The organism is Methyloprofundus sedimenti (genome assembly GCF_002072955.1).
In the GTDB taxonomy this organism is placed as follows: Bacteria; Pseudomonadota; Gammaproteobacteria; order Methylococcales; family Methylomonadaceae; genus Methyloprofundus; species Methyloprofundus sedimenti.
This window is the reverse complement of sequence record NZ_LPUF01000002.1, coordinates 126,452-147,111: the sequence shown is the minus strand read 5'-3', so window position 1 is coordinate 147,111 and position 20,660 is coordinate 126,452. Positions and strand designations below refer to the sequence as shown.

The 20,660-nt window shown below is 41.1% G+C and carries 20 protein-coding genes; 11 read left to right on the top strand and 9 right to left on the bottom strand.

Annotated features, from left to right (window positions below; genetic code table 11):
* Positions 1-56: 56 nt before the first annotated feature.
* Complete coding sequence (locus AU255_RS13565) at positions 57-1,127, top strand: DMT family transporter (protein WP_080523478.1); 1,071 nt, start codon at positions 57-59, stop codon at positions 1,125-1,127.
* Positions 1,128-1,465: 338 nt separating this feature from the next.
* Positions 1,466-2,941, top strand: coding sequence for a M48 family metalloprotease (locus tag AU255_RS13560; protein WP_080523477.1), 1,476 nt, complete (start codon positions 1,466-1,468; stop codon positions 2,939-2,941).
* A 42-nt stretch (positions 2,942-2,983) separates the two neighbouring features.
* On the opposite strand, the gene AU255_RS13555 is transcribed toward AU255_RS13560, so the two are convergent.
* The 4 genes from AU255_RS13555 to AU255_RS13540 all read right to left on the bottom strand — a co-directional run bounded on the left by AU255_RS13555 (position 2,984) and on the right by AU255_RS13540 (position 7,548).
* Positions 2,984-3,637 carry a hypothetical protein gene (locus tag AU255_RS13555; protein WP_080523476.1) on the bottom strand — a complete coding sequence of 218 codons (654 nt, stop codon included), beginning with the start codon at positions 3,635-3,637 and terminating at the stop codon, positions 2,984-2,986.
* Between the two features lie 99 nt (positions 3,638-3,736).
* Entirely contained in the window at positions 3,737-4,969 is a 1,233-nt protein-coding gene (gene glcF / locus AU255_RS13550; RefSeq protein WP_080523475.1) for a glycolate oxidase subunit GlcF, read from the bottom strand.
* 27 nt (positions 4,970-4,996) lie between these two features.
* The gene (glcE, locus tag AU255_RS13545; RefSeq protein ID WP_080523474.1) at positions 4,997-6,070 is read right to left on the bottom strand and encodes a glycolate oxidase subunit GlcE; all 1,074 of its coding nucleotides are present in this window, start codon (positions 6,068-6,070) and stop codon (positions 4,997-4,999) included.
* On the bottom strand, positions 6,070-7,548 hold the full coding sequence (locus tag AU255_RS13540) for an FAD-linked oxidase C-terminal domain-containing protein (protein ID WP_080523473.1): 1,479 nt from the start codon (positions 7,546-7,548) through the stop codon (positions 6,070-6,072). Before AU255_RS13540 ends, glcE begins: the two co-directional genes overlap by 1 nt.
* 422 nt (positions 7,549-7,970) lie before the next feature.
* On the opposite strand from AU255_RS13540, the gene AU255_RS13535 reads away from it, so the two are divergent.
* Complete coding sequence (locus AU255_RS13535; protein ID WP_080523472.1) at positions 7,971-8,174, top strand: cold-shock protein; 204 nt, start codon at positions 7,971-7,973, stop codon at positions 8,172-8,174.
* Between the two features lie 104 nt (positions 8,175-8,278).
* Positions 8,279-8,539 carry an RNA recognition motif domain-containing protein gene (locus AU255_RS13530; protein ID WP_080523471.1) on the top strand — a complete coding sequence of 87 codons (261 nt, stop codon included), beginning with the start codon at positions 8,279-8,281 and terminating at the stop codon, positions 8,537-8,539.
* A gap of 186 nt (positions 8,540-8,725) precedes the next feature.
* On the opposite strand, the gene AU255_RS13525 is transcribed toward AU255_RS13530, so the two are convergent.
* Positions 8,726-9,490 (bottom strand): inositol monophosphatase family protein, encoded by a 765-nt coding sequence (locus AU255_RS13525; protein WP_080523470.1) that lies wholly within the window; start codon positions 9,488-9,490, stop codon positions 8,726-8,728.
* Positions 9,491-9,867: 377 nt separating this feature from the next.
* Here AU255_RS13525 and gap point away from each other — a divergent pair, with 377 nt between their 5' ends.
* The 3 genes from gap (at position 9,868) to AU255_RS13510 (ending at position 13,152) form a co-directional block, all read left to right on the top strand.
* On the top strand, positions 9,868-10,881 hold the full coding sequence (gene gap / locus AU255_RS13520) for a type I glyceraldehyde-3-phosphate dehydrogenase (RefSeq protein WP_080523469.1): 1,014 nt from the start codon (positions 9,868-9,870) through the stop codon (positions 10,879-10,881).
* 174 nt (positions 10,882-11,055) lie between these two features.
* Positions 11,056-12,504: a pyruvate kinase gene (gene pyk / locus AU255_RS13515; RefSeq protein WP_198942639.1), complete on the top strand. Its 1,449-nt coding sequence runs from the start codon at positions 11,056-11,058 to the stop codon at positions 12,502-12,504.
* Positions 12,505-12,705: 201 nt separating this feature from the next.
* A complete protein-coding gene (locus AU255_RS13510) occupies positions 12,706-13,152 on the top strand; it encodes a hypothetical protein (protein WP_080523468.1) in 447 nt (148 codons plus the stop codon).
* Between the two features lie 119 nt (positions 13,153-13,271).
* Here AU255_RS13510 and AU255_RS13505 read toward each other — a convergent pair whose 3' ends face one another.
* Together AU255_RS13505 and AU255_RS13500 are read right to left on the bottom strand one after the other, a co-directional pair.
* On the bottom strand, positions 13,272-14,267 hold the full coding sequence (locus AU255_RS13505; RefSeq protein ID WP_143735847.1) for an IS30 family transposase: 996 nt from the start codon (positions 14,265-14,267) through the stop codon (positions 13,272-13,274).
* A 164-nt stretch (positions 14,268-14,431) separates the two neighbouring features.
* Positions 14,432-15,478: a response regulator gene (locus tag AU255_RS13500; RefSeq protein ID WP_080523467.1), complete on the bottom strand. Its 1,047-nt coding sequence runs from the start codon at positions 15,476-15,478 to the stop codon at positions 14,432-14,434.
* Positions 15,479-15,736: 258 nt separating this feature from the next.
* Between AU255_RS13500 and AU255_RS13495 the strand changes: the two genes are divergently transcribed.
* The 4 genes from AU255_RS13495 to AU255_RS13480 all read left to right on the top strand — a co-directional run bounded on the left by AU255_RS13495 (position 15,737) and on the right by AU255_RS13480 (position 18,512).
* Positions 15,737-16,129, top strand: a complete 393-nt coding sequence (locus AU255_RS13495; protein ID WP_080523466.1) for a retropepsin-like aspartic protease family protein — start codon at positions 15,737-15,739, stop codon at positions 16,127-16,129.
* A 172-nt stretch (positions 16,130-16,301) separates the two neighbouring features.
* Complete coding sequence (locus AU255_RS13490; protein WP_080523465.1) at positions 16,302-16,637, top strand: hypothetical protein; 336 nt, start codon at positions 16,302-16,304, stop codon at positions 16,635-16,637.
* Positions 16,638-16,723: 86 nt separating this feature from the next.
* Complete coding sequence (locus AU255_RS13485; protein ID WP_143735971.1) at positions 16,724-17,329, top strand: type II secretion system F family protein; 606 nt, start codon at positions 16,724-16,726, stop codon at positions 17,327-17,329.
* Positions 17,330-17,447: 118 nt separating this feature from the next.
* Positions 17,448-18,512 (top strand): calcium/sodium antiporter, encoded by a 1,065-nt coding sequence (locus AU255_RS13480; RefSeq protein WP_080523463.1) that lies wholly within the window; start codon positions 17,448-17,450, stop codon positions 18,510-18,512.
* Between the two features lie 259 nt (positions 18,513-18,771).
* Here AU255_RS13480 and AU255_RS13475 read toward each other — a convergent pair whose 3' ends face one another.
* Together AU255_RS13475 and AU255_RS13470 are read right to left on the bottom strand one after the other, a co-directional pair.
* Entirely contained in the window at positions 18,772-19,692 is a 921-nt protein-coding gene (locus tag AU255_RS13475; RefSeq protein ID WP_080523462.1) for an ABC transporter ATP-binding protein, read from the bottom strand.
* On the bottom strand, positions 19,689-20,510 hold the full coding sequence (locus tag AU255_RS13470; RefSeq protein ID WP_080523461.1) for an ABC transporter permease subunit: 822 nt from the start codon (positions 20,508-20,510) through the stop codon (positions 19,689-19,691). The genes AU255_RS13475 and AU255_RS13470 overlap by 4 nt, the downstream gene beginning before the upstream one ends.
* Positions 20,511-20,660 lie beyond the last annotated feature (150 nt).

Here is a 20,660-nt window from a genome sequence, read left to right as displayed (position 1 = left end):
ACGCACTTGTAGACAATTTTTGAGCTATAGAACGGGCATACTGGTAAAATTTCCAGATGATAAATCTTAATTTTATAAATCGAAAACAAAAACTTAGCCTAACAGGTATTTTAGCCGCGCTTTGCTCTGCATTCTTGTTTGGGATAGGTATGCCACTCTCTAAACTTTTGTTAAATGAAGTGAGTCCATGGATGTTAGCCGGGTTACTTTATTTGGGGTCAGGTGTTGGCTTAAGTGTATATCGATTGTTAAGTCACGCTCCCAAAGTTAAGATGCCTCGCAATGATTTAGTATGGTTTTTGAGTGCTATTTTGAGCGGTGGAATTATTGCGCCGGTACTTTTAATGCTGGGATTATTAGCAACTTCAGCCTCTGGCGCATCTCTACTTCTAAATTCCGAAAGCGTTTTCACAACATTACTCGCATGGTTTGTTTTTAAAGAAAATTTTGATCGCAGAATTGCTCTGGGCATTATTTTTATTATCGCAGGAGCGACTCTTTTGAGTTGGCCAAATGAAATTCGCTTTTCTGAAGTCTGGCCAGCATTAGCCATTATTTGTGCCTGCTTTATGTGGGCCATTGATAATAATTTAACTCGCAAAGTATCTTTATACGATGCGACCTGGATTGCTGCTGTAAAAGGCTTGATTTCAGGCGTTGTGAATATCACTATTGCTATCATTCTAGGTGCAAAGCTTCCCCCTTTGCTGAACCTTTCGGGAGCACTTGTTTTAGGTTTTGTCGCTTACGGTGTAAGCCTGATGCTATTTGTTATTGGTTTACGTCATCTCGGAGCTGCTCGTACGGGGGCTTATTTTTCCATCGCTCCATTTATAGGCGCATTATTGGCTCTCATTATGGGCGAACCGTTAACGCTAACTTTATTTATTTCTGGTGCATTAATGGCGGTTGGTATCTGGCTCCATATTACCGAGTATCATGCACATTTTCATATCCATGAAGCGATAGAACATAACCATGAACATCGTCATGATGAGCATCACTTACATGATCATGATATTGCTATCGAACCCGGCATAAAACATCGACATTTGCATAAGCATGCTCAAATCTCTCATGCACATGCTCATTTTCCAGATGCACATCACCTACATAAGCATAATTAACTATGGTAATGACAAATATAAAGTAATTTATAAGTGAGATTTTAACTAAGATTTCAAAAAGAAGAGATGACTAAAGCCAAGCTGTAAACTAATGAGGTTAAACTGAAACATATAGTCAGTGTGAGGATATAGACAAATATTTTAACTTTTATCAGTGCCAGAACTCGCTAACACCACCCTTATACTGAAAGCGTCAGTTGGTTTATACGTAAATGTATAGTTGAGCCATTATCAGAACAAATCCGCGCAATTCATAAAATTGAAGCAGATAATGTCTGATACAACATAAAAAGGCAGAGCAATTACTTTCCATTAAACAATAGGCCCTGAAAATAGAAATGCAACAGATAACCCGAACACTGAAGTTTTTCATAATCATTTTTTCCACTATTTTGGTCTATGGCTGTGCAGTTAATCCAGTGACTGGTAATCGTGAAATAGTTTTCATGTCGCTCGAGGACGAAAAGCAACTTGGAGCAGAAAATGCAAAACAAGTGGCTGAGCAAATGGGTTTATTTGAAGATCCTGAATTAGTAAGTTACATACAGTCAATTGGTGATCGCCTGGCACAAAATTCGCCATATCAGGATATTACTTATCAATTTCAGATCGTGGATCTGGAAGAGCCCAATGCTTTCGCCTTGCCGGGAGGCTATGTGTATATAAGTCGTGGCCTGCTGGTGTTGATTAATTCAGAAGATGAACTGGCGGGCGTTATCGGGCATGAGATAGGCCATGTTGCTGCACGTCATTCCGTACAACGCTTAACCCGAGCCGCGCCAATAGGATTGGTAACTGGCATTACTTCAGCGGCAGTAAGGATGGTCAGCCCGTTGCTTGCTAAAACGGTGTCTGGCACAGGGTCACTACTCAATTCTGCAATTCTTGCTCCCTATAGCCGAGAACAGGAAAACGATGCGGATGCTATAGGGCAGTTACTCGTAGTTGAGTCGGGATGGCAGCCGGATGGTATCTCCCATTTTCTAAAAACACTGGAGCGTGAAACTGTCAGGGAAGGGAAGGAAGAGAAAGAGTTTTCTTTTTTTGCTACGCACCCATTTATACCTGAGCGCGTTAAAGCCACGGAATTAAGGGCAGTTGAGTTAAATACCAGAAAAACAACAGGTTCGGAAACTACTTTATTAGCAAAAGATCATAAGGCCTTGCTGGATAAACTCAATGGCTTAATCGTCGGGCCTGATGTTGCACAAGGTATATTTGTCGAGCAGATGTTCCTGCACCCCATCATAAATATTGGTCTTACTTTCCCGGCTGACTGGGAAACCACAAATCAGTCTCAATATATCGCAGGAGTATCAAAGCAACAAGATGCATTTTTATTATTACAACTACAGGGCGAAGGAAATGATCCAGTAAAAGCAGCCTACGATTTTCTTAACGAGGCGAAACTGGGTAATCAGACTGTTCATAAGCTAACAATCGGTGGCTTTCCAGCCTGTCAGACTGATGTTAATAGTTATAAACAAGAATCAACAGTTACCTGGATTGCCTTTGAAAATCAGATTTTTCGTTTAACCTCAGTGAATAAAAATCCAGCTGCCAACTATCGCCCTGCCATTACTCAATCCATCTTTTCTTTTCATCAGCTAACTGCAAAAGAAAAGGCTGAAATGCACCAGAAAAGATTGCGTATTATTCCAGCCCAATCAGGCGAGAGTTTACCTGCATTACTAAAAAGAGCGGGTAGTGACTGGGATGAAGAAAGCTGCGCAATAGCTAATAATCTACAATCCGGAGTTTCCCTTAACAAAGGGCAGCTTATTAAAGTGGTAATTTCTGAACCATTTGAATAGTGCTCGCCTTATGAACAAACGCTTGCACGGAATTATATAAAACTAAGATTTATCTTGCTGCCTGGGCTTGTTGATTCCTGGAAGATTTGTTTGATCCGTTAATAAACGCTGTTCGTTTATAAGTGTTTGTTTATTGCGCGTTAATCGCTCTTGTCTGGCGCGTAGAATATACCCAGTTAAGCCGCTTCCTGAGGCGACTAAAAACATTACGCCTACGGTAACTAATTGGCTGAAAATTAAAATACCACCAGCACAGGCAGCCGTAGCAACAGCGGCTCCGACCTTAAAATTTGCTTTGGCATGGGCTTTTCGGGTTTCTTTTTCAATTTTCTGATAGCTTTGTGCAATGATATTGCTTTTTTCTCGCTCCGTTTCCAGCAGTATTCTTTCGCGTTCACGAGCATGCATATCCTGCATTTGAGATTTTTCTTTGATTGCACTGGCTTTTTCTTCTCCGGCTTCCTTTAAAAAATTCTCCCGATCCTGTGCGTGTTTTTCGCGCAATGCTGTTTGTTGGTCATGGTAAATATTGCGCGCAATGGATGAAAACCAGAAGGCGGATAAAATGGCGCAAATAAAAGCAATCATGGTCATCACGATAAGCAGTTGAAAATCATTTGACCAATTAAGTGACATGATTACCAATCCGCTGGTGACCAGTTGGATTAAAATAATACCGGGTAGAAATTTGAACATAATGTATGTTTAGTCTTTAATTTTCTTACATGATACATTTTTGATAAATCTGGAAAAATCAGTTGGCGATTATACTTCGCGCTCAACTGATTTTTCAGCTTAAGTAAAACTTTCATCGACAAGCTCTATCCAGTGTTTAACTGGAATACTGGACTGGCTTTGTAAGTGTAACTGACAGCCTATATTAGCCGTGATTATCAGTTCGGGCTGATAATTTTGCAGAGTAGCAAGTTTGTTATCTAATAGTTGTTGCGCCAGGTCAGTTTGTAAAATGGAATAAGTACCTGCAGAGCCACAGCATAAGTGCGCGTCGTCAACCTGACAAAGTTTAAAACCACAGCGAGTGAGAATGGATTCGACGACACCACCGAGTTTCTGCCCGTGTTGCAAGGAACACGGGCTTTGGAAAGCAATATTATGAATTGATGGTTTAATGCGGGCTAAGGGTAAGTCTTCTGCTACTAGAATTTCGCTGATATCTTTAGCTAATTCGCTGACCCTTTTTGCTTTGTCTGCATATTGACTATCATGCTTTAAAAGGTAAGCATATTCTTTGATCATGGCGCCACAGCCGCTGGCAGTGATCACAATAGCAGTAATTCCTTGCTCAATATAGGGCCACCAGGCATCAATATTACTGCGCATAAAATTCAGGGCTTCCTGCTCAGCGGTTAAATGCTGACTTACAGCACCGCAGCAACCTGCCTGCCTGGGCGATATTAGGTCTATGCCAAGTTTATGCAAAATATTCGCTGCGGCGCTATTGGTATTCGGTGTCGCTATTGATTGTATGCAACCCTGTAATATCAGCATTTTTCGGGTTTGAAGCGGCTGTTGTGAATGATAATCAATTTTTATTCTGCTAGTTTGCTTGGCAGGTATTTGTTGTTTTAATGATTCAGGCAGTAAAGGCTTAAGTAATTGTAATGTGCTTAATAAAACGGCAAAACGCTGCGGGTAGGGCAGTAATTTTCTAAGTGTAAAGCGTTTTATTTGCTCCGTTACTGAGCGAGTGACTTTATCATCAATTAGTTGACGGCCTATGTCTACTAAATGACCATATTGTACGCCAGACGGGCAGGTAGTTTCGCAGGCGCGGCAACTTAGGCAGCGGTCCAGGTGCAATTGTGTTTTGCGGCTAGTCGCATGGCCTTCAAGGACTTGTTTTATTAAATAGATGCGTCCTCTCGGGCTATCCCGTTCATCACCTAATAATTGATAAGTTGGGCAAGTCGCGTTACAGAATCCACAATGCACACAGGAGCGTATAATATTATCTGCTTCCTGGCCTAGTGCTGAATTTAAAAGAAATTCTGTCGTTTTGGTTTGCATAAAATAGTCAGGCTACAGTAAGTTTTTTCAAAAATCAGGGTACATGCGACCAATATTGAAAATACCATAAGGGTCAAAAGCATGTTTCAAACGCAGGTGCAATTTTAATAAGGGCGCGGGTAAGGGCTGAAAGATTTCATTATGCGAACCAGTGCTACGAAACAGTATACAGTGCCCATTTATTAAATGACTATCCGAACGGATTGTTGCTGGTGCTGCATTGCTTTTTAACCAGCGTAACGCGCCGCCCCATTCGTATAAGGTGTTTTCTTGTGGAAAAAGAACAGCGGTGTTTGATGCTACTGAGAGTCGCCATAAGGCTTGTTCACTTTGGAAGAAAGAATGCGTTTGGTCTGTTATTGATTGCCAGAAAATTTGCGCATTGTTTAACTGATTTCCTCCTATGGTTTTTCCCGCCTTATCAATGGCTTTTTCTGTGCCGGACAGTCGAATATAGAGTTTATCCTGATAAAAACAGCTGGCACTAATAGGTAAAGGCAAACGTGACCATTGGTGAAGTTTGGTTGAAGCTTCATCAAGAGAAATAGTTTGCATGAATGTGATCTCAGCTTCTGGCATAGGCGCTACTTTTATGGATGCATCCATGATCACGCCTAATGTGCCTAGCGCTCCTGTCATTAGGCGGGAAACATCATAACCGGCAACATTTTTCATTACCTGGCCCCCGAAAGATAAGAGTTCAGCTTTGCCGTTAAGGATTGTGCAGCCTAATACATAATCCCGGGCAGCACCATTATAGGCGCGACGCGGACCTGAAAAATTACCTGCCAGCGTTCCTCCTAAAGTTGTTTTTTCATTATAGGCAGGGGGCTCAAACGCCAGCATTTGCTTATTTTCTGCCAGTGCCTGCTGGATTACCTTTAAGGGTGTTCCTGAGCGTGCTTTAATCACCAGTTCAGTGGGTTCGTAACTGATAATGCCCTGGTGTTCTGCGATGCTTAATATATTACTAGCTGTGACTCTACGACCATAAAAGTCTTTTGAACCACCTGTCCGGATAGTTAAAGTGTTACCCGTAGCGATAGCTTGCAGAACTTCGTTCTGTAGCTGTTTGCTAAAGTCGTTTTGAGTATTGTGCATTAAAAACGTTCCAGCTCGGGATGAGGAAGCTTGCCATGATGTACATGCATAGCTCCAAATTCGGCGCAGCGGTGTAAAGCTGGCACTGCTTTGCCCGGATTTAATAAAGCTTTAGGATCAAATGCTGCTTTTACTGCATGAAATTGAGTGAGTTCATTTGTTTTGAATTGCACACACATTTGATCTAATTTTTCCATACCTACTCCGTGTTCGCCTGTTATCGTGCCACCAACCTTAATACATAATTCGAGGATTTTAGCGCCAAATTCTTCAGCACGTGTCAGTTCTCCCGGGATATTGGCATCATAAAGGATTAACGGGTGTAAATTACCGTCGCCTGCATGAAAAACATTGGCAATAGCGAGGCCATATTGTTGCGACATATCCGCCATAGCTTGCAATACTGTGGCTAGACTTTTTCGAGGAATGGTGCCGTCCATGCAGTAATAATCGGGTGAGAGACGACCTATTGCCGGGAAGGCCGCTTTACGACCTTTCCAGAAAATGAGGCCTTGTTGCGCATCTTGTGCAATGCGTACTTCAGTGGCGCCGCTATTATTTAAAAGCTCACATACTGCATTAGTATGTGTGGTAACTTCTATTTCACTGCCGTCTAATTCGCATAATAAAATAGCTGCAGCCTCTGTGGGGTAACCCGCGTGGACAAAATCTTCTGCGGCTTGAAGAGCCAGTTTATCCATCATTTCCAGGCCGGCTGGAATAATACCTGCTGAAATAATATTGGCTACTGCGGTGCCTGCTTTGCTTATATCATTAAATGCAGCTAATAATGTTTGTACGCATTCTGGTTTGGGTAAAAGTTTTACTGTTACTTCGACAATAATGCCCAGCATGCCTTCAGAGCCTGTCATTAGAGCAAGCAAATCATAACCAGCACAGTCCAGTCCGTCCCCACCAATAGTGATTAGCTCACCTTCAATACTGACCATTTTTATTTGCTGAATATTATGTACAGTTAAACCATATTTCAAACAGTGCACACCGCCTGAATTTTCAGCTACATTACCGCCGATAGTGCATGCGATTTGTGACGATGGGTCAGGCGCATAAAATAAGCCAAGGTGTTCTACGGCTTGTGAAATCGCAAGATTACGAACGCCAGGCTGAACGCAAGCAGTACGTAATTTTTCATTAATGGAGATAATGTTTTTTAGTTTGGCAAGAGAAAGTAAAAGTCCATGCTCACAAGGTAATGCACCGCCAGATAATCCTGTACCCGCGCCTCGAGCTACAACGGGCAAATTTATTTTATTGCATAGACGTATTATGTTTTGCACTTGTTTTGATGAATCAGGTAAGGCAACTATTAAAGGTACTTGCCGATAAACCGACAGGGCATCACACTCGTAAGGTCTGAGATCTTCTTGCTGATACAAAATAGAATCAGCAGGAAGAATTTGCAGCAATAGTTTGCGTAATTGATGATGATTTACGCTTTTAGTTGAATTCTGACTCATGGGTTTGGAATAAATTGAGGGTAGAATGCATTTTAATCTAATCTAATGGCGGTGAGGTAAAATAAGGTTTGATTGTACTTATAATAGGCATTGCTTCAATATAGTTTTTTAGCGGCTTATTTTTCTCGGTTGTTGTGTCGATATGATATTACATCGCTTGTTGTAGCTAGGTTTCAGCTCCTGATTACATACGTTAGCAGTGTACTATAGTTGCGCAATTGAGCTTAAGCTAGGTATATATATCACTGAATTATCAAATATTTCTGGTAAAGTACTTTGAATTCTCATATAGTATACCAAGCTACAGATTTTGTAATTGGCAGTAATGGTTGTTCCCTCCGTGTTACCCCCTTCTGGATTCCCCGTTTCACTAGCTGTACGCAACTCCCTATTTGTTTAATTTATTTCAGGTGTAAAGTTACATGGCTACAGGTACTATAAAGTGGTTCAACGAGGCTAAAGGTTTTGGTTTTATTTCTCAGGATGATGGCGGCGCTGATGTATTCGTACATTTTAGTGCAATCCAGGGTACTGGGTTCAAAACACTAAATGAAGGTCAAGCGGTTTCTTATGAAGTAGAAGACGGTCCTAAAGGTCCTCAAGCTACGAGTGTTACAGCTGCCTAAGGTAAGACGCCTTAGATACGCAGAACCCCGCTCCGGCGGGGTTCTTTTTTTGTGGTTTAATATATTAATCCCCCCTCTATAAATACTCCCAAAGGGAAACAGAATTGAAAAAACTATTTATTGGAAATTTGTCCGCCAGCACAAGTGAATCAGAGCTTGAGGCTTTGTTTTCTGAATTTGGAACTGTGCGCTCGCTGAAGCTAGTCACGGATGTTTTTTCTGGTCAGTGTAAAGGTTTTGGCTTTATCGAAATGGAAGGCCATGAGGCTCGTGCAGCAATATCCGGCTTAGATGGCAAGGATTTTAACGGTAAACCCTTAAAGGTTGGTTTCGAGACGGCTAAAGCAGGACGTCGAGGGCGCTAACTTCGTTAAAGTACTAATTAGCCCCGGACATTATTCAACGTCTACTATCATTAAATGTAAGTCGGGAACCACGGATTAAGTAATGGTTATTTTTATTTGCATAGAAGTGCCAGACACCATGGGTTTGAATGGGGCATAATTAACAATGCCCAGGCTTACCAAATTACGATGCTTGTTACCGCAGACCTACATTAACTGTAAAAGCTCTTCTAAGATTGTCCCGTTACTGGCTAAAATTTGTTTAGGAAATACTCCCTTGTTTCCTTTGAAATCCGTTACTGTGCCACCAGCTTCCAGCACGATCAGCGCACCTGCGGCAACATCATATAAGTTTAATTCCTGTTCCCAGAAGGCATCAACTTGACCATCAGCGACCAGGCATAAGTCCATTGCGGCGGAACCAAAACGTCGTTGCCCCGTGGTTTTTTGAGCAATTCTGCAAAAGCGCTCCAGATTATTTTCTTCCAGATAAGAGCGTAAACAGGCAAAACCTGTGGCAATCATCGAATTACCTAAATCGGTTTCATTAGAAACATTGATTTTCTTGCTATTTTTAAACGCACCCTGGCCTTTTTTTGCGCAGTAATAATCGTTTAATGCAGGCGCGTATACGGCACCAAAAATTAGCTCATTATCAATTTCTAATGCGACACTGATCGACCAGAAGTACTGTCCTTTGGCAAAAGAGTGCGTGCCATCGATAGGGTCAACAATCCAGCGTTGAGCCTGGTTTTCGCTTTGTCCGCTTTCTTCACCCCAAAAGCCATATTCCGGATATTTCTGAGCGAGCGACTGTTTTAAAAATTTTTCTACTGCAACATCAGCGGCGGTGACAAAATCGCGCGGATTTTTTTGTGTGATTTGTAAATTCTGTAAGTCATTAAATTGGTTTAGGGCAATTTCGCCAGCCTTGCGGATGATAATTTCAAGTGTGTTCAGTGATACAGGCATGGGTAGTGGCACTCGTGTAGTTGTAATGGATGTTGTGTAACAATAATATTGTAACAATTTGTCTGGACGAGAGTTAGGTTTTAGTTTGTACGCCAGAGCTTTGCTAGTTTAATAAGCAGTGTGTCAAAAAACTTTAGTTAAGCGTCAATAAAACCAAAATTCATATTTGATAAATAATATGTGTTCGGCTGCTTGTTGCGATTTTGAGCTGCAATGCAGGAAAGAAGGTGGCTAATTCTGAATTATTCATTTTTATTCTATATTAGGTTTTAAATTCCATAGACGAACCCGTTGAAAATTTGGTATAGTTTGAAGGATTTCTGCACTTACAATTAAGCTGTGGATACATTTTACATTTATCTCAAGGAGAACAATCAATGGCAATTAAAATTGCAATTAATGGTTATGGTCGTATTGGTCGTAATATTGTGCGTGCAGTGTATGAAACAAACCGTACAGGTGAGTTTGAAGTTGTTGCTATTAATGATTTGGGTAATGCAGAAACGAATGCGCATTTGACGCAATATGATACTGTGCATGGAAAATTTCCTTTTGAAGTCAGTGTAGAAGGTGAATATATTGTTATAAATGGCGATAAAATTCGAGTATTAGCAGAAAGAGATCCAGCAAAACTTCCATGGGCCGAGCTAGGTGTTGATGTAGTACATGAATGTACTGGTTTTTTTGCCACTAAAGAAAAAGCGTCAGCTCATCTTGCGGCGGGAGCTAAAAAAGTCATTATTTCAGCACCGGGTGGCAATGATGTTGATGCAACAATTGTTTATGGTGTGAACCATGATGTTTTAAAAGCATCTGATACGGTTATTTCTAATGCTTCCTGCACTACAAACTGTCTTGCTCCGTTAGTAAAGCCACTGATAGATGGTATCGGAATTGAAAGCGGGTTAATGACTACAATCCATTCATATACTAACGATCAAGTGTTAACGGATGTGTATCATCCGGATTTACGTCGTGCGCGTTCAGCGACTCAATCAATGATTCCTACAAAAACAGGTGCAGCGGCAGCGGTTGGCCTAGTCTTGCCTGAAATGGCAGGGAAATTAGATGGTTTCGCAATGCGTGTACCCACTATCAATGTTTCAGTGGTCGATTTAACTTTTGTTGCTTCAAGAGCTACAACTAAAAAAGAAATTGATCAGTTATTGGTAGCGGCCTCGGCTGGCCCATTGAAAGGTGTGTTGAATATTAATACTAAGCCTCTAGTATCAATGGACTTTAATCATGATCCAGCATCATCTACTTATGAAGCAAGTTTGACTAAAGTGGTTAATGGTACATTAGTTAAAGTGCTTGCCTGGTATGATAACGAATGGGGCTTTTCAAACCGTATGTTAGATACGACTCATGCCTTAATGAACGCAAAATAAACACCTTATTTGCTTGTGCCGGATGCAGGGCGGACTTTAGTTCGCCCTGTCTCTCCGCGACTACCGCTAGTTTAGAGTGATAAACCCCGCTTTATAGACATTGAAATTATTCAACTATTTCAGTGGTTGAATTACTACATTGTATAGTTAACTTAATAACCCCCACCCCCATATATGTCTGAAATTAGAAGAACGAAAATTGTAGCAACCCTTGGACCTGCGACTGATGCTCCAGGCGTTTTAGAACAACTGTTTTATGCCGGGATTGATGTAGTACGTCTAAATTTCTCGCACGGTAGTGCTCAAGATCATATAGATAGAGCAAATACAGTTCGTGCCTTATCAAAAAAGACAGGTCGTAGAGTCGGTATTCTGGCAGACTTGCAAGGGCCAAAAATCCGTATCGCGCGTTTTGCCGACAAGAAAGTATGGCTAGATGAAGGACAAGACTTCGCTTTAGATATTAATCTGGATGAAAATGCGGGCGATAATACTCAGGTCGGTATTACTTACGAGGCATTAGTAAATGAAGTAAAAGAAGGTAGCCGTTTACTGCTGGATGATGGCCGAGTAGTGTTAGATGTTGTTAATGTGGTGGATGGACGTATTCACTGTACCGTTATCGTCGGCGGGGATTTATCCAATAATAAAGGGATTAATCTTTTAGGTGGAGGTTTATCAGCCGCTGCGCTAACGGATAAAGATAAAGAAGACATTATTACTATTGGCAAGATTAAGGCGGACTTTGTGGCTGTCTCTTTTCCTCGATGTGCAGATGATTTGCATCTGGCACGTAAATTACTTGCAGATGTTGATTGTTATGCAGGTATTGTGGCTAAAGTTGAACGGGCTGAAGCGATGGAGGCTATGGATGAAATTATTCTTGCTTCTGATGTCATTATGGTTGCGCGTGGCGATTTAGGTGTGGAAATTGGGGATGCTAATTTACCTGCTGCACAAAAGCGTCTAATTAAGCGTTCACGACAACTAGACCGCGCGGTGATTACTGCAACACAAATGATGGAATCAATGATCGACAATCCGATTCCAACCCGTGCCGAAGTTTTTGATGTCGCAAATGCCGTATTAGATGGTACTGATGCGATTATGCTCTCAGCGGAAACGGCAGCCGGCAAGTATCCAGTAAAAACTGTTGAAGCGATGGTGCGTATTTGTATGCAAACAGATCAGCAGCATGGTGCCAGCGTGTCTAAACATCGGGTTAATCAGCGTTTTAATCGTGTAGACGAGGCGATCGCTATGGCGGCAATGTATTTGGCTAATCATACAGATATACAAGGATTGGTGGCGCTGACTGAGTCAGGTTCAACGCCTTTGTGGATGTCTCGCATCAAGTCAGGTTTGCCTATTTTTGCATTTAGTGGTCATGAAGAGACTTTAGGCAAGGTTACTTTATATCGTGGTGTTATACCTATTTATTATGAATTAAAAGATCAAGATCATGTGCAACTGAACAGGGAAATTATTGAACTGTTAAAGAAATTTAATTATGCCGAAACAGGAGATACCTTTATTATTACTAAGGGTGATTTAACTGGGCAACAAGGTGGCACAAATGCGCTTAAAGTAGTCACTGTCGGTGAAGGGTTAATTCCTGCATAAACATCGTCTTATCTGTTCCGGGTTTAATTCCGAAGCAATATAATCTAGCCGGATAAGGTACAGATTTCATGTTGAATATTTGAATTACTGCTGGGTAAGTGTTAGAAATAATAAATAACCTGAAATATTATAAGTTATTAATATTTAAAATTTATTTTTCCTCATTTATGTTATTATATTAACCATGCGTAAGATTTAATTATGCATCAACATTATAATAATCATTTACATAAGGTGAAATCTAATATGGATTTATTGAAAAAATTAGTACTGGCTTTTTTTGTTAGCTTTGCAATGCTTGCAGCGGCTCCTTCTGCAATGGCAAAACCTGCAGGTAAGGTAGAAAATCAGACTCAGGCTGAAGTTGAGCAGTCACTTACAGACACTGTTGATGCAGCAGAAGCGGCATTAGCAGCTATGAAAGATGGTACTGATGAAGAGACTGTTATGCAGTTACTTAAGAAAACTAAGCAAACTGCTAAAACAATTGAAAGTTCTGTCGTGTTAGCTGATCGTGATAGAGCGCTTGGAAAAGTTGCTAAAGCTCGTGGAGCCTATAAAAAAGGTCAACATGAAAAAGCTGAAGAATTGATGGAACAAGCAGTTGAACGTTTCAAAAAAGTTAAAGCAAAATATCATAATTTCTAAAGTATTTATTGCTTATGCTAGTTTGATCTAAGTTAGCAAGTCAATACAGGGCTCGTTGTTTGTAAAGCAACGGGCCTTTTTTATATCTGAAAATGACTAAATTCTGAAAGATCGCGAATTCAAGCAATTAATGCAACACCCTGTGATTTATTTATATCAACCCCCGTTATTTGGCAAAATACTTCCCATGGAGTTCTGTAATTTAACCCTTTTCTTGGACGATGATTAAGTGCTGTAATTGCACTATCAACCTCATCTTGAGTTACCTTATCCAAAGGTTCTTTTTTAGGGAAGTATTGCCTTAATAAGCCATTGTGGTTTTCATTTAAACCTCGTTGCCACGAATGATACGGTTTGGCAAAATAAGTGCCGCAGTCGAGTGTTTTTGCAATGGCTTCATGCCCACAAAACTCACGTCCATTATCAAAGGTAATCGTGTGAACCCAACGTTTAAAAGGCTCAAGAGCATTGATAATCGCCTCTTTCGTTAATTCAGATTCTTTACGCTCAATTGAGATGGCGAAGTTGAGCTTTGAGACCCGTTCAGTCAGCGTCACCAATACGCCTTTATGTCCTTTACCGATAACAGTATCTGCTTCCCAATCACCTAAACGCGTTTTATCATCAACCACTTGTGGTCGCTCATCAATATCAACACGGCTGGGTATCGTTCCGCGATAATCATTTTTTCCATATCGCTTACGATAAGGTTTGGCTTGATGCCTCAAATAAGTATACAAATCGCCACCGGCTGCTTTGTTAGCTAAAATATAACGGTAAATAGTCTCATGACTGACGGAGTCCTTACCTTGTTGTTTTAAGCGTCCTGAAATACAGTCAGGGCTCCATTTCTCTTTGATTAAAGGCGTTATTATCTGTTGTAACTCAGCCGTCATCTTGATGTTTTTGGGCTTATCAATATGGCGTTGTTTAGCTATTCTCTCAGCTTGCTTGTAACGATAACCACACTGACCTGTATTACGCGTAATTTCACGTCCAATAGTCGATTTATGACGCCCCAATGTGATGGCTATTTGATTCTTAGAAACGCCTTGTTTTAGTTGCGTATAAATGTAAAATCTTTCCTCTTGGGTTAGATGGTTAAACGTGTTCATTGAGCACCTCTTTTTAGTTTCAGGTTTTAGTCGACGGAAACTATACCATCTAACCCTTTAAAGAGGTGTTGCAGTTATTATATGAATTCGGGGATTATATAGACCAATCTCAGCTTGTATTTAAGTTGCAAATATTAGTGGAAAGATTTAATGATCTAACTCAGTTACTCTAAGTACTCAACAGTAATCTCGGCGTATTGATCTTTTATTTCCATAATTTGTGGCATGATGCTTAAAAATTTATCCACCAGTTCGGGGTCGAAATCTGAGCCCGCACCTTTCTTTAGCAGATTGATTGCATCCTCTACCAGCCATGCATGCTTATAGGGTCTGACCGTCGTAAGAGCATCAAAAGTATCAGCAATTGCAACGATACGTGCGTGTATTGAAATTTCTTCTCCTTTTAATCCATTTGGGTACCCGGAGCCATCCCATTTTTCATGATGAGTAAGGGCAATGTCACGTGCCAAATTGAGTAATACGGAGCTATCGCTGCCTAATATTTCAGCACCCATTTGCGGATGCGTTTTCATAATCTCCCACTCAGCAGCATCTAGTTTTCCCGGTTTTAAAAGGATTCTATCGGGAATGCCAATTTTTCCTATATCGTGCATAGGCGCTGCATTAAGTAATAGCTCAGCTTCTTCAGCTGACATGCCGTGGGCAAGTCCCAGTAATTTTGCATAGTGGCTCATACGGATGACATGCATACCCGTTTCGTTATCTTTGTACTCAGCAGCACGACCCAAATGTTGAATAATTTGTAAGCGGGTTTTTTCCAGTTCTTTAGTTCGTTCTTTAACCATTTCATCTAATAAGCGCTTTTCATCGTAAAGCGAAAGCTGTGTACGGACGCGACGCAGCACTAGTGGAGGGCTAACGGGTTTAGTAATATAATCCACAGCACCAATATCAAACCCCAGGCTTTCATCGGCTGTCTCGCCTTTTGCAGTTACAAAAATAACCGGTATTTTTGCCGTCACGAAATTTGCTTTAAGGCGTTTACATACTTCATAGCCGTCCATTTCCGGCATCATGATATCCAAAAGAATCAGGTCGGGAGCAGGTTCAGACTGGGCTATTTTGAGTGCTTTTTCACCGTTAGAAGCAACCTTTATTTTATATTCCTGTTTAAGAATGCCATTAAGGACATCGATGTTCTCAGGGGTATCATCTACAATTAAAAGGGTAGCTACTCTGTTCTCGTTCATTCTTTGTCACCGTTAATAAAGGAAATGTATAGGTATGCGGACATTGTCAGGAATTTATCAAGTCAGTATTGCCGTAGAGTTTTCAATATTCGTTCGGCAACCAAGTTAATTATAGATGACCCTCTAAGATGAATCTATGTCATTATATCAAGCAGGTAATAGCCATTTTTGTCAGCTCGCAAATTGAAGCTTTAAATTCAGCACAATGTGAAGAATACGCAAGCGCCATTCCATGACTACATTAAATCAGCATACACAATGAAACACCCTATTTTATTAGTTGCCTTATCCTTTGTTGCGCTTTATTTGTTAGCGGATAATCTATTGAGCAGGCAGTCTCCTAGCTATGCGCTTGAGCATCCGAATGATTTTATACAACAATTGTTGTATAAAAATCCAGTTGAGATTACCGAAAAAGGTATTACTATTTCCGCCGATAGAAGAGGGCATTACTCTGGGGCTGGAATGATAAATAATTATCCAATGGAATTCATGATTGATACCGGGGCAACTTCAGTTGCCGTGCCTGGAAAATTAGCGCAACAAGCCGGGCTAAAATTTGGTATGCCGGTCATCAGTCAAACAGCCGCTGGTAACGTAAAGTCCCATCAGACCATTATCCCGTCACTGCAAATAGGAACGATTACTTGATACAATACACATGCTGTTATTCTGGATACGTTGGATCAGGTTTTAATTGGCATGACTGTGTTGAAACGATTCAAAGTGATTCAATTTGACGGAAAAATGACTATTGAGGCGAGTGAATAAATGAGGTGTTGCTAGCAGGAAATTCAGAGAATTATCAAGATCAAGGTAACGCATGTCAAAAGTTAAGCATAAACAAACACCAGATATTACTCAGCTGGCTGATTTATATCTTCATTTAGCCAGAATGGAAGAAGCCGGTATTTCTAATGTGCTGGCATTTAAAATATTAATCGAAACGGGAAGCAAGCTAAGTGCAAAATGCTACCAAGCAATCACATACCTGAAATCGGGTCGATCTATTGCAGAGTCAGGTTATCAAGTAGGCATCTTTAATCAGCTAGACAGAGCATTAATCACAGTTGGAGAGATCAGCGGGGTAAACTCGCTGATATTTACCAGCAGCTCGCGAGGTATTATGGAGATAAAGCCAGGCATATTAGAAAGGTAAAATCACAGTTATTTTTACCTTTGAGTATTTTATTTTTAGCATTGCTAATTCATCCGGTTCCCGCTCTATTTACCGGTAGTATTACTATGATAGATTACATCTTTAGCAGTTTCGGAGTATTCGTTTTTATATTGATATTATTGTATATAGTCTGGCAACTTCCTTTCTGGTTGACGGAAGGAGCTTTACGTTTTATCGGTCTACGGGGGAGCATTTTCAAATTACAATTAACATTACCGCTGCTGGCCCACTGGCTGATACGCAGACAAATCAAAGAATTTCTGTTAATATTGGGATTGATGCTGGATGCAGGTGTGCCAATGCTGGAGGCACTGCCGAAAGCAGCCAACACTGTGAAGAATGCACTTTTGGCGCAGCGGATTAGAACAGCGGGTTTTTCGATTCAGGAAGGCTGTAGTTTAACTGGGGTCTTGATGCAAATTAAGGAATTCAAATCAAGCACTTTGCAAATAATTGCGATCGGTGAGCAAAGCGGAACATTAGCTACTAGCTTATTGCATTTTGCGAGGCTAGAAGCGGAAGCGATTAGCATACAGGAAGAAATGCTCGCTGAATGGATTCCTCGCTTAATTTATATGGCAATTGCAGTCTGGATGGCATATTCAATCATTGCCGCCTATCGCGCTTATTTTTCTGGAATTGAGCAGACTCTAACTAACCTGGGTGCTTAATAATTATAGAAATCAAGCTGGCTGACATTAATGTCATTGCCTGTCAGTATGAGTTCCCGCTAACTGTTGATGTTCTTGGTTCTTGAGCCAAACCTCCTCATTTCTTATATGCGTATTTATGGATAATCTTACTCTCGTTTTATTTGTGCTCGGTTTAGTCTTTTTGGTGGGTGGCGCTGAAGCGTTAGTACGTGGCTCTTCTAGATTAGCTGCTACTTTTGGTGTTTCACCGCTGGTCGTCGGCTTAACCGTGGTGGCATTCGGTACCAGTGCGCCAGAATTAGCTGTCAGTGTTCGCTCTGCGTTGATAGGCCAGGCTGGTGCAAATATTGCAATAGGAAATGTTGTTGGCAGTAATATTGCCAATGTGTTGTTAATTTTAGGCATTGCTGCATTGGTTGCGCCTTTGGTTGTATCGCAACGATTGATACGGCGTGATGCACCCTTTATGATAGGTGTATCTATATTGCTTTATATTTTTGCACTGGATGGCAGTATTAATCGTGTAGAAGGTCTAACCTTATTTATAATGGTGCTGACTTATACGGGGCATGTAATACGTAGCAGCAGGAGAGAGAATGCAGTGATTCAGGCAGAATATGCAGCCGAATTTAGACAAACTAAAAATACGCTGTTTAAAGATATAATACTCATTGTGTTGGGCCTGGTTTTACTGGTTTTAGGCTCTCAATGGCTGGTTGATAGCGCAGTATCAATTGCGCACGCTTTAGCTGTTAGTGATTTAGTCATTGGCCTTACAGTTGTCGCAGTAGGTACTTCCTTGCCCGAATTGGCCACCTCTATCGTCGCCAGTTTTCGAGGCGAAACGGATATTGCTGTAGGCAATGTCGTAGGCAGTAATCTTTTTAATATTCTATGCGTTATCGGTTTAAGCGCATTAGTGGCTCCTGACGGTGTTCTAGTCGCAACTGAAGCGTTGGCTTTTGACATACCCGCTATGATTGCAGTTGCTATGCTGTGTTTACCCGTGTTTTTTACGGGCTACTTGATTTCACGCTGGGAAGGCCTGGTATTTCTCGGGTATTATTTGGTTTACATGCTTTGGTTGGTGTTAAATTCAGCTTACCGTGAATATCTGGCTACGGGACTACATGCTATTATCCCGCTGACGATATTAACCTTGGTCGTTTTAAGCTTACGACAGTTGAGAATAAAACACTAATGGAAAACAAGAGATCAGGCACAGCTTGATTATGTTCTTCCCGCTTTGGTGAATGTCAGTATTGAATTGATGAATCCGGTAAATCCCCTCGACTGGAGCTTGTAAGCGAGTATGCTGCCATTTAATTAATGCTAGTTCCTCATGCGTGTATTCAAATCTGCTTTTTCTTGAAGCACAATAGAAGCGACCAGTACCAACTTTTATCAAGATCAAATATATCGAACTAATGCCAAAGAGTATAGTCCGCTTTTCCGGGTGCTTATGACTCTGTAAAGAACAGCTTTTCTTCCAGAGTTTTGCCCTGACTAAGCTGACGGTATTGCCAGTTATTATCACTAATACACATAAGAATTTTTAGATCCATCTTGGGTTCTATTGCGGTTTTATATTCAATAATAAATTCATTTTTTTGCGAATTAGAAATCTGCACAATGCCCGCTATTTGTTTGAACTTTGCCATTACATCGGCGGCAGGACAGGACAGCATTTGCAAGGTAATAAACCGGGTAGGGCTATCGTTTTCTGTTGTATTTAACTGCATTGTGCTCATGATACCCTTGTCCAGCAGTAATACTTGCTGACATAAACGGCCAAGTTCAGCAAGATCATGCGAGCTGATAATAAAGGTTGTGGAGGGCGATAAATCGGCTATTATAGTGCGGATTTTTCGAGTATTAACCGGGTCCAGGCCAGCTGTGGGTTCATCCAGAAGTATTAACTCCGGCTTACCAATTAAGGCCTGAGCAATCGTTGCGCGCTTTGCCATGCCATGACTGAGAGCATTAGGCTTTTCCTTTAAAACATCCTTAAGTGCTACTGCTTCGAGAACTCTGCTTGCTTCGCGTCTGGCTTGTTGTTTGTTTAAACCTTGCAAACGCGCATAAAATGCGAGTTGTTCACCAATCGAGAATGCCGGGTCTAGCTGTGCATCCTGAGGCAAAGCTGAGACTCTACCACTCAGCGCTGATGCGCCAGGTTGGTGATTAAATAATGTCACACTGCCCGAAGTAATTGGCAAAAAACCACAAAGAATACTGAGTAGGGTGCTTTTACCCGCACCGTTTGGACCGACTAAGCCAATCGGCTCAGCTGAATCACAAACAAAGCTGATATTGCTGAGTGCTGTTTTGCCCGAATAGTTATAGCTAAGATTATGGCATTCTATAATAGGAGAGTTCATAAGCTTTGTCTTTGCATGACCCAGCGACCTAGAGTCAATAACGCTATGGTTTGGAGTAAGGGAATATAAGCCAGTTGCAAAGCCTGCCATTCTGTCAGTTGTGACAGTGCAGACATTTGATAACCGGGAATCATAAATTTCAAATTATACAAAGCAGGCAGGTACGAGGATAAAACAGTTATGATTCCTGCAAGAAAACTCCAGATTAAAATCGCCCATACTGTTGCCTGCCGAGCCGATTGAACTGTGGCAGACAGTAGGGCCATCATGGCTGTGAAGGGTAGTAAAGCTATTAATAAGTTAATGAATATTGCCATAGCATTGTTGAAGGCGACAGGTAACATGGTAGCGTCTCGAAATGTAATAAGAGCTACAGTGCTTAATAAACTCGTGCATATTAATATAGCCTGAATCAGCATAATACCTGAAAAGCGGCCAAAAAACAGACTGTCTCTACTTACGCGCAAGCAAAGAAAACGCAAAGTTCCACGTCCCCTGTCTGAGCAAGTCTGGTCTGCAGAACTCATGACCGTGAGTAAAGGAAAAAGAATCAGAGAAAAGTGCCAGTACACGCCAAGTTCAGGTATTTTCCAATCCAGTAATGATCCAAAGCCAATAAACTGAAAAAAACTGCTGCTTTCAGGTGTATTCTGTTGCTGACCAAGAAAATCGGAAGCAAAGCGAATAGGATATAGCAAAATAAAATACCAGATAACCGCAAAAGTCATCAGGTATAGGAAGCCTTTGCGGGTAGTAAATAGCCTTTTTATCTCAAACTGGGAGATGAGTATAAGATACTTAAAGAAACCGGGGTTCATGATCTTTCCTGTTTATTGATCGAGTGATGCTGTAAGTTATGTTGAATAATTAATGCTATATCTATTTTGCTTATGACTTAATCTATACTTCGTACGGCCACTAGATAACCGCATCCGTGGCCGCACGAAGTATAAATAAGCAGGTCTGTG